The 13,685-nt window shown below is 61.9% G+C and carries 11 protein-coding genes; 7 read left to right on the top strand and 4 right to left on the bottom strand.

All coding sequences use genetic code 11. The features are described from left to right. Window positions 1–98 precede the first annotated feature (98 nt). The 4 genes from BHD07_RS19745 to BHD07_RS19730 all read right to left on the bottom strand — a co-directional run bounded on the left by BHD07_RS19745 (window position 99) and on the right by BHD07_RS19730 (window position 3,879). Entirely contained in the window at window positions 99–842 is a 744-nt protein-coding gene (locus BHD07_RS19745; RefSeq protein ID WP_018095692.1) for a HugZ family pyridoxamine 5'-phosphate oxidase, read from the bottom strand. 33 nt (window positions 843–875) lie between these two features. Continuing rightward, window positions 876–1,925 carry a choline ABC transporter ATP-binding protein gene (gene choV, locus BHD07_RS19740; RefSeq protein ID WP_338282750.1) on the bottom strand — a complete coding sequence of 350 codons (1,050 nt, stop codon included), beginning with the start codon at window positions 1,923–1,925 and terminating at the stop codon, window positions 876–878. Next, window positions 1,922–2,767 carry a choline ABC transporter permease subunit gene (gene choW / locus BHD07_RS19735; protein ID WP_003535852.1) on the bottom strand — a complete coding sequence of 282 codons (846 nt, stop codon included), beginning with the start codon at window positions 2,765–2,767 and terminating at the stop codon, window positions 1,922–1,924. The genes choV and choW overlap by 4 nt, the downstream gene beginning before the upstream one ends. 155 nt (window positions 2,768–2,922) lie before the next feature. After that, window positions 2,923–3,879: a choline ABC transporter substrate-binding protein gene (locus BHD07_RS19730; protein WP_100671859.1), complete on the bottom strand. Its 957-nt coding sequence runs from the start codon at window positions 3,877–3,879 to the stop codon at window positions 2,923–2,925. Window positions 3,880–4,187: 308 nt separating this feature from the next. Between BHD07_RS19730 and BHD07_RS19725 the strand changes: the two genes are divergently transcribed. The 7 genes from BHD07_RS19725 (at window position 4,188) to BHD07_RS19695 (ending at window position 13,605) form a co-directional block, all read left to right on the top strand. After that, window positions 4,188–4,775 carry a thymidine kinase gene (locus BHD07_RS19725; RefSeq protein ID WP_100671858.1) on the top strand — a complete coding sequence of 196 codons (588 nt, stop codon included), beginning with the start codon at window positions 4,188–4,190 and terminating at the stop codon, window positions 4,773–4,775. Between the two features lie 158 nt (window positions 4,776–4,933). Then, window positions 4,934–6,022, top strand: coding sequence for a hypothetical protein (locus tag BHD07_RS19720; protein WP_100671857.1), 1,089 nt, complete (start codon window positions 4,934–4,936; stop codon window positions 6,020–6,022). 61 nt (window positions 6,023–6,083) lie between these two features. Beyond that, window positions 6,084–7,232 carry a hypothetical protein gene (locus tag BHD07_RS19715; protein ID WP_100671856.1) on the top strand — a complete coding sequence of 383 codons (1,149 nt, stop codon included), beginning with the start codon at window positions 6,084–6,086 and terminating at the stop codon, window positions 7,230–7,232. A 3-nt stretch (window positions 7,233–7,235) separates the two neighbouring features. Continuing rightward, complete coding sequence (locus BHD07_RS19710) at window positions 7,236–9,152, top strand: AAA family ATPase (RefSeq protein ID WP_338282742.1); 1,917 nt, start codon at window positions 7,236–7,238, stop codon at window positions 9,150–9,152. 172 nt (window positions 9,153–9,324) lie between these two features. Continuing rightward, window positions 9,325–10,614: a DUF6638 family protein gene (locus tag BHD07_RS19705; protein ID WP_338282740.1), complete on the top strand. Its 1,290-nt coding sequence runs from the start codon at window positions 9,325–9,327 to the stop codon at window positions 10,612–10,614. Between the two features lie 3 nt (window positions 10,615–10,617). Further along, window positions 10,618–11,838 (top strand): DUF2333 family protein, encoded by a 1,221-nt coding sequence (locus BHD07_RS19700; protein ID WP_100671852.1) that lies wholly within the window; start codon window positions 10,618–10,620, stop codon window positions 11,836–11,838. A gap of 60 nt (window positions 11,839–11,898) precedes the next feature. After that, window positions 11,899–13,605, top strand: coding sequence for a formate--tetrahydrofolate ligase (locus tag BHD07_RS19695; protein WP_198516697.1), 1,707 nt, complete (start codon window positions 11,899–11,901; stop codon window positions 13,603–13,605). Window positions 13,606–13,685 lie beyond the last annotated feature (80 nt).

The following is a 13,685-nucleotide window of genomic DNA, read 5'->3' as shown; positions in this document are numbered from 1 at the left end:
TCATCACACGTAGTTATGATTGATGAAGCACGATAATTAGCCGTGATGCATAAAAGGGCAACCACCCCCTGCAAGAAATGGGGGTAGCTAAGATGCGATTAACGGTAAAGTTTTTTTAGAATTGGCCGTAATTCGGCCGCGTCGGCAAGGGGCGTCTCGAACTCCAGGCGGCGCAGACGGTCGCCGTCCGACAGGTCGAGCCCTGCCGAATCGATGCCGACGATCTTCCAGTCGCCTTCCGGTGCGCGGCAATGAGTGGTTGCATAATATCTCACGGCTTCGGCGTGATCGGCGTTCATGTGCTCGATCGCGCCGCCTTCCATTTCCGCGATGGCGGCGGCGGCCGGCGAAGCGATGGCGAGATCCTCCGCCGTCAGCACATAGGCGCGGCCGAAGCCGCCATTGAGGCTTGCCCGAAGCGGGTTGAGACGGAAGAAGCCGAAGTCCGGAAAATCGGCATAGAGCTTGGACTTGGGGTGCCGGCGAAGGAATCGTTCGCGAAGACGCAGGTGGAGCGCGCAATCGCGCGGGACGGCCTCCGCCTCGCACTGGACCGTCAGGCGCGGATGGGCGAGCGGGTCGCCTTTGCCCGGCTCGCCGGTCAGCAGCGAAGCGCGCCGGTCCGCCGTGAGCGCTTGAGTATGCGTCGACAGCCGCGACACGAGGATGACCGGCGTTCCGTCGATATCGATGCCGACGAGTACACGGCTGACGAAGGGAAAACCGTCGCTCCCCGGCTCGATCCCGGCAAGCGCGCCGCTTCTCGCCGAACGCAGAAGCACCCGGGCGAGCTTGCGTGCTTCCTCGTCCGTCTCGCGCAGCACACTGGGTTTCTCGCTCATGATCGACTCCTTCCGGCGGGCCAGCGTGCCGCGTCAACTTTTGTTGCGGTGGCGCGTCAATCCTTCGACGATGTTCTGGGCGTCGATGGTCCCGACGACGGAGCCGTTGTCGACCACACCTATGCTGCCCGGCTGACGCGACATGGCGTCGAGAATATCGACGAGCGGCGTAGTGGGCCTGGCCGTTGCCGAAACGCCGGTACTGGCGGCGGCTCGCCCGACGCCGGTCTGCATCACATCCTTCGCCGTCAGCATGGTGATCGGGTTCATGTGCTGGACGAAATCGGCCACGTACTGATTTGCCGGCTCCTTCACGATCTCCTGCGGCGTCCCGCACTGGATGATTCTTCCGCCTTCCATGATGGCGATGCGGTTGCCGATACGGAAGGCCTCGTCGAGATCGTGACTGACGAAGAGAATCGTCTTTTTCAGCCGCCGCTGGAATTCGAGCAGTTCGTCCTGGAGGCGCGTGCGGATCAGCGGGTCGAGAGCCGAGAACGGCTCGTCCATCAGCAGGATCGGGGCGCCGGTGGCGAAGGCTCTTGCGAGGCCGACCCGCTGCTGCATGCCGCCCGAGAGCTCGTTGACCTTGCGGTCCGCCCACTTGGCCAGGTTGACGAGTTCAAGCTGCTCGCCGACGCGCTTTCTTCGTTCGGCATCGGCAACGCCGGCCAGTTCGAGCCCGAAGCCGACATTGTCCGCCACCGTTCGCCACGGCAGAAGCGCAAACTGCTGGAACACCATCGAGACCGTATGCATGCGGAAGTCGCGCAGAGACTTGGCGTTGCAGCGATAGGGGTTCAGCGATCCGTTCGCGGTCTTGACCTCGACCTCGCCGCGCACCACCGGCGCGAGGCCGTTGACGGCCCTGAGCAGCGTCGATTTGCCGGAGCCGGACAGCCCCATCAGAACGAGGATCTCGCCTTCATTGATGGTCAGCGAAGCGCCGGCGACGCCCAGTACCAGGCCTGTGGCGGCACCGATCTCGTCGCGCGTCTTGCCCTGGTCGACCATCTGCACCGCAATCTGCGGGTTTTTGCCGAAGATGATGTCGACATTCTTGAAAATGACGGCGTCGGTCATGCGCCTTCTCCTTCATCGGACGAGCGGAAAAGACGGTCGAGAACGATCGCGAGAATGACGATACAGAGACCGGACTCGAATCCCCTTGCGATGTTCACCGTGTTCAGCGCCCTGAGGACGGGCACGCCAAGACCGTCGGCACCGACGAGCGCTGCGATCACCACCATCGAGAGCGACAGCATGATGGTCTGGGTCAGGCCTGCCATGATCTGCGGCATGGCGAAGGGCAGTTCGACCTTGCGCAGCACCTGCCAGGGCGTCGCGCCGAAGGATTCGGCGGCCTCGACCAGCGCCGGCGGCGTCGAGATGATGCCGAGCCGCGTCAGCCGGATCGGCGCGGGAATGGCGAAAATGACGGTGGCGATCAGCCCCGGTACCATTCCGAGTCCGAAAAGGATCAGCGCCGGAATGAGGTAGACGAAGGTGGGGATCGTCTGCATCAGGTCCAGAATCGGCCGCATGATCGAGTAGATCCAGGCACGGCGCGCCGCAGCTATGCCGAGGGGCACGCCGACGGCCATGCTGACAAAGGTTGCCGCAAGAACCAGCGCCAGCGTTTCCGTGGTCTCCTGCCAATAGCCCTGATTGACGATCAGGAGTAGCCCGAGACAGGTGAAGGCGGCAATGCCGAGGGAGCGGCGGAACCACCATGCGAGCGCCGTCACGACGGCGATGATGATAAGCGGGTGCGGCGTCTGGAGGATGTAGAGCAGGACCGAAATGATCGCCGAAAGCACGTTGGCGAGCTGGTCGAAGAACAGGTTGAAATTCGTCGTCAGCCAGTCGACGAAAGACTTCGCCCAGGCGCCGATCGGGATGGGGTTTTCAGTCAGGAATTCCACGAAACAGGGTCCCTCTTGCCAGGGTCAACACTCAGGTCAAAAGACCGGTGGAAAAAAGGCGGGGTGTTTCCCCGCCTCACTGCATTTCCCATATCGAGCCGATTTGAGCACGGAACATGCAGCAATTCAAAATGCCACGCGTGATCTGCCGCCGGTCAGAGGCCGAGGGCGGTCTTGACCGCGGCCAGTCCGTCGCCGCCATCCTTGGTCGTGACCCCCGCAAGCCAGGGTTCGATGCTCTGCGGATTGTCCTTCAACCACGCGGCCGCAGCTTTCTCCGGGTCTTCGCCGTCGTTGAGGATCTTGCCCATGATCTCGTTCTCCATCTGGAGGGAGAACGAAAGGTTCTGGAGAAGCTTGCCGACGTTCGGGCATTCGGTCGTGTATCCGGCGCGCACATTGGTGTGCACCGTCGCGCCGCCGTAATTCGGGCCGAATACGTCATCGCCACCGGAAAGATAGGTGAGCTTGAAATTGGCGTTCATCGGATGCGGTTCCCATCCGAGGAAGACGATCGGGTCGCCGGACTTCTCGGCGCGGGCGACCTGCGCCAGCATCCCCTGCTCGGAGGATTCGACGACTTCGAAGCCCTTGAGATCGAAGGTGCCCTTTTCGACCATGTCGATGATCAGGCGGTTGCCGTCATTGCCCGGCTCGATACCGTAGATCTTGCCGTCGAGTTCGTCCTTGTGGGCTGCGATATCCTTGAAGTCCTTGATGCCCAGTTCCACGCCCTTGGCATTGGTCGCAAGCGTGTATTTCGCGCCTGCGAGGTTTTCGCGCACCGTCTCGACGGATTTATCCTCGCGGTAGGGGGCGATATCCGCTTCCATGGTCGGCATCCAGTTGCCGAGGAAGACGTCGATGTCCTTGTTCTTCAGCGATGTGTAGGTAACCGGCACAGACAGGACCTTCACGTCCGTTTCGTAGCCGAGCGCCTCGAGGATGGTCGTCGCGGTCGCCGTGGTCGCTGTGATATCGGTCCAGCCGACGTCGGAGAAGCGGACCGTGCCGCAGCTTTCCGGTTCGGCTGCAAAAGCGCTTCCGGCGGTCAGGGTTGCCATGCAAACGGCTCCCGCCAGCGTGAATTTGAGAGAAAGCGTCCTTATCATCGTCGTCGTTCCCCTGCCTTGTGTTCTTTTTTTAGCCAAACACCAATGAAGCGTTAGCCAAACACCAATGAAGCGCGAATTCAAGCGCCCTGGCGTTTAAAGAAGTGTATTGCCTCAGTACATTAACGGGATGCACAAAGCGACGCCTGATGTCGCAATGCCCGCGAAATACCGCCCCCCCGATGCGAGCGGGACTTGCGGGCCATCGCAGGTGCGCCCTCTCGGAAATCTGTGAGTCGCTGCGGGATGCTCTGGTCATCGGACGCGTGCCCCGTCATGTAGCGGGCACGATGTCCGGAGATGGGACCATGTCCAAACTTTATTTCAGCTATGCGACGATGAATGCGGGCAAGAGCACGCTGCTCCTGCAGGCCGCCTACAACTATCAAGAGCGCGGCATGCGCGTCGTGATGCTGATCGCAGCCTTCGACGACCGCGCCGGCCAGGGTCGCATCGCGTCTCGCATCGGGCTGGAATCGGGGGCGATCCCCTTCCGCAGCGAGGACGATCTCCATGCGCTGATCGAGCGCCTGAACGGCGACGGCTCCGGTGAAATAGCCTGCGTCTTCGTGGACGAGGCGCAGTTCCTCGGTGAAGATCAGGTCTGGCAGTTGGCGCGTGTGGCGGATCGCCTCGGCATTCCGGTCATGGCCTATGGCCTGAGGACGGACTTCCAGGGCAAGCTCTTCCCCGGCTCCATGGCTCTGCTCGCTATCGCGGATGAGTTGCGCGAAGTCAGGACCATCTGCCATTGCGGGCGCAAGGCAACGATGGTCGTTCGCCTCGACGGCCGCGGCAAGGTCATGCGGGAGGGCGCTCAGGTGGATGTCGGCGGCAATGAGAAATACGTCTCCTATTGTCGTCGCCATTGGGAAGACCGGATGCACGAAGGGTGACGCGCAAGCCGGCCGGCGGCGATGCACCGGCCCTACTGTCGTGCGCTCGAAAAAGCGGCCACCGCCCTTGTCGATCCGTGCTAAACATCCTTTATATAAGTGCAATCAAGGGCTGAAATAGTCCGCTCGCACTGCTGGCTGGCTTAGGGGAGAAGGCAATGGCGACGCTTCAGAATTTTGACACCGAGATCGAGAAGACCAGAACCGTCGTCAAGGAGATGCGCAGCAAGCTCGAGCAGTCCGGCGTCGTTCTCGAGCAATTCGCCAAGGCGGACACCAAGCTCGGCGACGTCAATTTCGATATCGAGAACGCCCGCATTCAGGACGTCGTCAACCAGCAGAAGGTGATGGAAGCCAACATCGCCGATCTGATCATCGGACTGGAGGACGCCACCAACGTCTTCGGTGCCGAGTTCGAAAGCATGAAGAGCTACACCGGCTACGAGAAGTTCATCGGAATCTTCTCGAAGCAGAAGATGCAGAGGCTGCGGACCGATCGCGTGCGCAACATGTCGCTTGCAGGGAACCTGCAGGAACTGCTGTCGAAATCGGATACCATCGTCGGCATCCTCAAGGACCAGAAGGCGATTCTCGACCAGCGCTACAAGACCTCCGAGCAGAGCCTCATCCAGGTGATCGAGCGCCGCAAGGGCACGATGGCTGCGCTGGAACAGACTCAGAAGCGGATCGAAGAGCTCAACCCGCTGCTGCTCGATATCGAGAACAGGATCGCCGCCTCGACAGACCAGAAGACCCGAACCGACCTCGAAGGCGAACGCTCGCAGCTTGCGACCGAATACAATGAAAAGCAGGCGAAGGAACAGGAGCTTCTGGCCGAGAGCCAGACGCTCGAGCGCTACACGGCCATGTTCCAGACCTTCGTCGATTCTTTGAACAACCAGATCGCGGCCCAGAACACGCTGATCAACAAGCTTACCATCGACACGGAACAGCGCATCGTTCTCTACAAGGCACTGGAAGATTCGTTGAAGACGGCTGCGCAGCAGGACGTGGCGCACAAGATCAACACGCTCGGCAGTCAGGTGGACACGGCCGCCGAGGAGACCATGGCCGGGATCGGCGCGGCCGCACAGCGCCACATCGGCGATTTGCTCGAGATGCATGAAAAGAACATGCTTGCGACGCAGGATATCCAGCGGCGCAAGAAACTCGCCGACGACGCCTTCGCGCGCCGCTTCCAGACGGTGATGGACAAGCATAATGCAGCAAATTATGTGAAGCAGTGATCGGCAAGGCGGCAATGATCCGATCTGCGACCGACTTTCGGCATTTGCCGGGAGAGCTGCCATGAATACCGCCATTCCTTCGGCCGTCAGGCAATATTTCGGCTCCGTCCGGGCGGCGCTCGCAGGGCTCGAGCTCTTCCTCGGAGACCGCAATTCGCCGCTTTACCGCGACAGCGTCGTCGGCGAAGTCATCGGTCCCTATCTTTCCCGGCTGAAAGCCTCGATCGCCTGCTGGGAAAACCGGATCGGTTTCGTCGAACAGTTTCGCATCTCGCGCGCCGAAAGCGGCTTTCCGGTTTTCCAGAACGTGCTGGAACTCGAAAACGACCGGCAGAATGCGGAGAAGCGGCTTGCGAGCATTCCTTCCGCCGATGCGCTGCGCGAGGAAATGGTCGATTTCATCCTGAGGCAGAGGGCGTTCCCCGAGGCGCTTCAGGTTCGCATGGCCGAAAGGCTCTATCTGGAGCAGATCGGCAAGGGGGATATCTTTTCGCCGTTCATCCTGCCGGAGACGATCCGGGTCGCGGTCAATCCGAAGACGATGCGGCCCTATTACGTCGTTTCCTGGGGCGCGTTCGACGGCAGCCAGACGCTGCCGATGATCTATATGGCGACGATCGAGGATTCCTCGGAGAATATCGTCGAGATGCTGGTGACCGAGGATGGCAAGCTCAATCCGGGAGTCGAGATTCCGCTGCCGGTCGGCGGCCTGCTCAATCCGGAGCTCGCAAGCCGTTTTGACGATTTCGCCTCCAAGAACAGCGCCTATTCGCTGACGCCGGCGACGATCGCCACAAATCTCGACAGGGACTTCCCCGAACTGCATCCGAAGCAGCTTCGCCGGATCGTGCTCGGCCCCTTCTATTCGGCGGGCATCACCGAGAACAATGCGAGGGTCAACGACATTCTCTCCAGGGTGCGCAAGACCGAGAATGCGTGGCTGCTCACCTGGACGGTGCAGGAGGTCTTCTCGAAGGCGGAGCGGCCGGCGACGCGTGGCTTCTGGTCCTCCACCCAGGCGCAGGAGGAGTTCCACATCGACACCACGGATCTGGAGGCGGCGCGCATGGGGGTAAGCGCGTATGAGAAGCATGCACTGGTGCCGCACGACGCGTACCAGGCGCTCTATGCCTCCGGCGAGGCCGCCCAGGTCTTCGGCGATTACAAGGTGCATGTCATATCCGGCAACCAGGTGGTGAGCGAGGTCTGAGCCATGGCATTGAACACAGGGCTGACGACGCTGCATGAGGACGAGATCGCCAGACATCAGGCGGTGGCGCAGAGCCTGGTCACCAAGCTTGCCGTTATCGAGCGGGACGATGGCGCGGCCGCCACGCCGCTGGCAGGGACGGGGCGCCGTTTCGTCTCGACGGTATCGACCGGCGGTCAGCGCCGCAGCCGCGAGGTCGAACTCGCACGCACCATCCAGGCGGTTCGCAGCGCCGACCCGCTCCTGTCGCCGGCGCAGCATTCGGTGCTCTATCGCACCCGTCGCGGCATCCAGGTGGCGCTGGCTGTTGCCGATGTCTTCGCGCGGCAGACGAACCTTGAACAATTGCAGGCGCGTAACGCCACCGCGCCGCTTACCGGCGAGGATGCGGCCCATTTCAAAGCGCTGCTCTCCGCTTCGGCCTATATCGCCGCCTTCACGCTTGCCGCCTATCTCGGCGCGACGCTGCAGGAAGAGGGCGAGCCGGTGGACGATGCCGCGGAGCCGGATTTCCTTTTCGACACGCCGCAGGATGCGCTGAAAACCATGGTCGCCGGTCTCGACCGCAGCATCGCCGGTGCGCCGGACGAGCTCGCGCTGGTCGCACGATCCCGGGCCTTTTCCCGCATCGCGATCGAGGGTCTGATTGCGCGCAAGGCGCGTTTCACCGGTCTGCAGAATTTCGAGAGCGTGCATATCCGGCTCGACCAGGACGATTTTACGCTCAACGGTTTCGACGTCGCGCCCGGGCAGAAGCGCAAGCCGCTGGTGATGACCTTCAAGAAGCCCGAGGAGATCATCGGCAATCACATCGCCAAGTACCAGGCGCTGAAGCTCGCCAAGATGCTGATGGCCTACGACTTCGACCGGCAGATGAACCCTTTCGTCGAACTCGGCGGCTTTCTCTTCACCTTCATCGGCGACGGCATGCCGGGTACCGGCAAGACGATCCTGATCCAGATGCTCGCCGGCATGCTGCACGAATATTGCGGCATCGCCGGTTATCCCTTCCATTACGAGAATTTCGGCGTCGACCAGATTTCCTCCTATCAGGGCAAATCGGGCCAGAATTGCAAGGAATTCGTCAACAACGTCGTGAACCCGCGGGCGATCGGCTTCGGCACGATCGACGATGTCGACCAGGTGGCGGCTAAGCGCTCCGACGACCGTGCCTCGGCCGGTCAGCACGAGGTGACGGCGGTGCTGATGGAGAGCTTCGCCGGCGCCTCGACGGTGGTGCGCGGCAACTGCACCTTCGGCATGTTCTCCAACTATCCCGAGAATGTCGACGACGCGCTGCGCCAGCGGGCCGGTGCGCGCTGGCTGGTCGACGGGCCGCAGACGGAGGACGACTACATCGACATCTTCGCGCTGCTCGTCGGCAAGAACCACAAGATCCCGCTCGGCGAGCACGATCTCTACGCCGGTCAGGAGATCAAGCGCGCCGTCTCGCAATCCTATGCCGCGCATGCGCGACCGCAGGAGGAGGGGCTTGCCGCCGTCTGGGAGCGGTATCAGAAGGAGAAGGGCAAGATCGCCACGCTCGCCGATGTGGGCGCCTATCTGCACATGATCAAGGAGGCGGAACCCCGCTTCACCGGGCGCGCCATCAGGAACATCACCGATGCCGTCAAGCTGAGGGCCATGGACGTCGAACTGCCCGACGACTGGTTCAGGGACGCCGGCACGTTCATGCATAGGCCCTACGACGAGAAGAAGGCGATGATCGAGCAACTGCGAGGCCCGATCACCATCGACATGGTGCTGCAGGAAATCAACCGCTATGCGGATAGCGAGTTCCGCTACACCGACAAATCCGACGATGCGGCCGTCGGCGAGATCATCCGCCGGGAGCGTCAGCGCGAGAGGGCGATCCGAGAGATCGAGACGATGAAGCGCGAGGGCAGGTGGCAGGGATGAAGGTTGTGTTCGCGGCATTTGCCCCTCACCCTAACCCTCTCCCCGCAGGCGGGGAGAGGGGACGAGATTGCTTCTGGCTGGGGAGGTTGAAGCAGGCCACGACGGTGTCCCCTCTCCCCGCGCGCGGGGAGAGGGCTAGGGTGAGGGGCAGAATGCTGAGGAGCATCGCCGCATGAAGCGCCTTTTGGAAGCGGAGCTCATCTATGGACGGCTGCTCGACATTTCCGAACCGCATCTCGTCTCGCGCTATAACAAGGCTCTCAAAGGCTTCGGGCTGAAACCGACGGCTCTTCAGCGGTTCAGCATCGACATGACCGGCTTCTCACCCGAAATCGCCGAGGAAATCGGCGACCGCGACTATCTGGATCCGAACCGGGTCAACCGGCGCTTCATCATCCTGACGCCGGCGCAGGCGGAGCTGCCGGTCGTGCACACGAGCTTCTCAAACACCGCGGCGCTGATGCACGAATTCTTCAACGCCAATGGCCGCGCGATCAATGCGGTCACCATCAAGGATGCGCTCTACGGCGAGATCGAGGATTCGGTCTCGGTCGTCGAGGACATTGACGATCTGCTTTCCATCAACGAAGTCCGCTTCCGGGTGCTCTCGGCCGAGGACATGCTCGGCAAGGCGACCGAACTGCGCGAGCTCGTCGACCGGCTGAAAAAGGTGCCGAACGCGTGGGCGGACGACGCGATGCTCGATCGGATGGTCGAACTCGCCAGGACGACCGGCGACATAAGGCAGAACGTGCTCGTGCCGGACGAACTCGTCTTCCGCCACGAGGCCTTCTGGGCAAATCACTTCGGCGGCGTCTACGTCTTTCTCGACGAGAAGACGACGACGGTCATCTGCGACCCTTCCGTGCCCGGTTTTCGCCGTTCGCGGCCCTGGCAGGTCAGCTACATCGCCATAACCGACCACGCCCGCATCTATGACTTTCTGGCGACGACCAACCGGCTGCAATTGCCGCAGGCATCCTGGGTGCAGGAGTCCGGCCTCTTCCAGCATCGCGCGGACATGGTGATCCGTGGGCTCGTCAACGATGCCGATCCGCAGGCCGATCTGACGAGTGTCGACCGGATATGGCTCCAGACCTGGATCCACCGCAATGCCGCGCTCGTGGCGCGCGACGGGATTTATCCCTTCCTCCAGGAAATGGCGCGGGCGATCGCCGCGACGGGTACGATCAGGATGCAGGACGTCGCCCCCGAGAACCGGTTTCTGCTCGTCCGGGCCGCCCCGCAGCATCCGGATCAATGGCTCGTCAACCGCCTGATCTCCGAACTCGTCCCTCGCGATTTCGTCTCGCGATTCGTGTTCGACAAGCAAGGCTTCTACAAAGCCTATGAGGGCTACAGCGAAAAGTTCCGCGAATATGTTGTTGCGACACTGACCGGCACATATCTCAAGGACAAGGCCGCCTTCCGTCATAAGCTCTACGGTCTCAAAGAGGAATAAAACATGTTCGATCCGATCGTTGCGTTCTTCCAGCGTGTATTCACGGCGATCGGCCGTGGCATCGGATTGGCGGTGGCTTGGCTTCTGTGGCCGTTCGTCGCGCTCGGCAACTGGTACCGGGGACGAAGCTGGATCATCAAGGGGCCGATCGGCCTGATCCTCCTCTGCCTCGTGCTCTTCTACGCCTACTTTGTCTGGCAGACGCAAGCCTGGACGAATTTCGACCCGGACTATGTCGACCGCTACAAGCTCGCCGACCGCAGGACTCCGGCCGGTTCGCCCGTCAGCGGACCTGGAACGACGACGGGCCAGTCCGGTTCTGCGGCTGACGCGAACCGAGCTACGGTCGCACCGTCCGGTGCGGACAGCACGACCGAGGCTCTCGCAGTGGCGGAGCTTCCGGCCGGAACGGTTTGCCAGACCTCGGCCGTCGTCGAGGTGGCGGCCGATCTCATCGATCTCAACGTCAATCAGAATGCCTGGATCTCGTCGATGCTCGGCTACAAGCTCGGCTTTTTCGGACTGGACTGGGACGATACGCCCTGGCTGGACAACAAGGCGTCCTTCCAGCGCGGCATCAATCAGGCGGTCCGGCGCACAGCGGTGGAACTGGTGGATTCGCTCGGCCGTGTTCGCGGTACATCGGGAGTCAATGCGGACCTGCAGAGCGCGCGCGGCAATATCCAGTTCGACGAGGAAACCTGGTATTTCGGCCTTAACCCCTTTGGTCCGAAGACCCCGACGCCCAGCTTCTATCGTTCGGCGATGCGCGACCTGAGGAAGTTTAACGTCTCGCTCGGCAAGTGCGAGGCGATCTTCGACGGACGGTCCGACAACATGGTCGAGTTCCTCGATCGCGTCGCCAATGATCTCGGCAACACCTCGGCGATCATCCGCGAACGATCGGAGTTCCACAATGGCGGCTGGTTCGACACGCGGGCCGACGACCGCTTCTGGTTCGCCTTCGGCCAGCTCTACGGCTATTACGGCATTCTCTCGGCTGCCGGTGCCGATTTCGAGAATGTCGTCACCCAGCGTGGCCTGGGGCCGATCTATACCGAAACGATGAAGCAGCTTCGCGCGGCGCTCAGAATCCAGCCGCTCATCATTTCGAACGGCCGCGAGGACGGCTGGATCATGCCGACGCACCTCGCCACCATGGGTTTTTATATCCTCAGGGTCCGGTCGAACCTCGTGGAAATGCGCGACATTCTTGCCCGTTGACGGGTGACGTGCGAGCCTAGGCAAAGGAACGGAACCTGCGCACCCCGCGGAGGAGGCGGGATGCGCGAGGCAAACTGGGGGGAAGCCGTGGGAGAGGTAAAGTCCGACATCGAGATCGCGCGTGCCGCGCGCAAGCAACCGATTATGGAGGTGGGCGCCAAACTAGGCATTCCGCCGGAGCATCTGCTTCCCTATGGCCATGACAAGGCCAAGGTGAGCGCCGAGTTCATTGCGGCTCAGCAGGAAAAGAGGGACGGCCGGCTCATCCTGGTGACCGCCATCAACCCGACGCCGGCGGGCGAGGGCAAGACGACGACCACCGTCGGTCTCGGCGACGGCCTGAACCGGATCGGCAAGAAGACGATCGTCTGCATTCGCGAGGCGTCGCTCGGCCCCTGCTTCGGCATCAAGGGCGGGGCGGCGGGCGGCGGTTACGCCCAGGTGGTGCCGATGGAGGACATCAACCTTCATTTCACCGGCGATTTCCATGCCATTACGTCGGCGCATAATCTTCTCGCCGCCCTGATCGACAACCACATCTATTGGGGCAACGAACAGGCGATAGACATTCGCCGCATTGCCTGGCGGCGGGTCATGGACATGAACGACCGGGCGCTTCGCCAGATCGTCGGCTCGCTCGGCGGCGTCGCCAACGGATATCCGAGAGAGACCGGCTTCGACATTACCGTCGCCTCGGAAGTCATGGCGGTCCTGTGTCTGGCGATGGACATCAAGGACCTGGAAAGGCGGCTCGGCAACATCATCATCGGCTACCGCCGCGACAAGAGCCCCGTCTTTGCACGCGACATCAAGGCCGACGGGGCGATGGCGGTGCTGCTCAAGGACGCGATGCAGCCGAATCTGGTGCAGACGCTCGAGAACAATCCCGCCTTCGTACACGGCGGCCCCTTCGCCAACATCGCGCATGGCTGCAATTCGGTCGTAGCCACCACGACGGCGTTGAAGCTCGCCGACTACGTCGTGACCGAGGCCGGTTTCGGAGCGGATCTCGGCGCAGAGAAATTCTTCGACATCAAGTGTCGCAAGGCAGGTCTCAAGCCGGATGCAGCGGTGATCGTCGCCACCGTCCGGGCGATCAAGATGAACGGAGGCGTCAAGAGAGAGGATCTCGCCAGGGAGAACGTCGAGGCGCTGAGGAAGGGATGCCCGAACCTCGGCCGTCACATCCAGAACGTCAAGAAATTCGGCGTCCCCGTGCTCGTCGCGATCAACCACTTCACCTCCGATACCGAGGCCGAGATCCGTGCGATCAAGGACTATGTCCGCACGCTCGGCTCCGAAGCGGTCCTCTGCAAGCACTGGGCCGAGGGTTCGGCGGGCATCGAGGAGCTCGCTTACAAGGTCGTGGAGCTCGCCAATGCCGGCCATTCGCAGTTCTCACCGCTCTACGCGGACGAGATGCCTCTCTTCGAAAAGATCGAAACGATCGCCAAGGACATTTATCATGCGAGCGAGGTGATCGCCGACAAGGTGGTTCGCGATCAACTGCGCACCTGGGAAGATCAGGGCTACGGCCATCTGCCGATCTGCATGGCTAAAACGCAGTATTCCTTTTCCACCGACCCGAACCTGCGCGGAGCGCCGACCGGTCACACCGTGCCGATTCGCGAGGTCCGGCTGGCTGCCGGCGCCGGCTTCATCGTCGTCATCACCGGCGAGATCATGACGATGCCCGGCCTGCCGAAGGTGCCTTCTTCGGAGCGGATACGGCTGAACGAGCAAGGGTATATCGAGGGGTTGTTTTGAGGCGGCTCGGCCGCGCTGGCGCTCGCCGCAATTCCCTTCTCCCCGCATGCGGGGAGAAGGTCGTGGCAGCAGGTTGAGGG

Source organism: Sinorhizobium sp. KGO-5 (assembly GCF_036245905.1).
In the GTDB taxonomy this organism is placed as follows: domain Bacteria; phylum Pseudomonadota; class Alphaproteobacteria; order Rhizobiales; family Rhizobiaceae; genus Sinorhizobium; species Sinorhizobium meliloti_A.
This window is presented reverse-complemented; position numbering and strand designations above follow the sequence as displayed.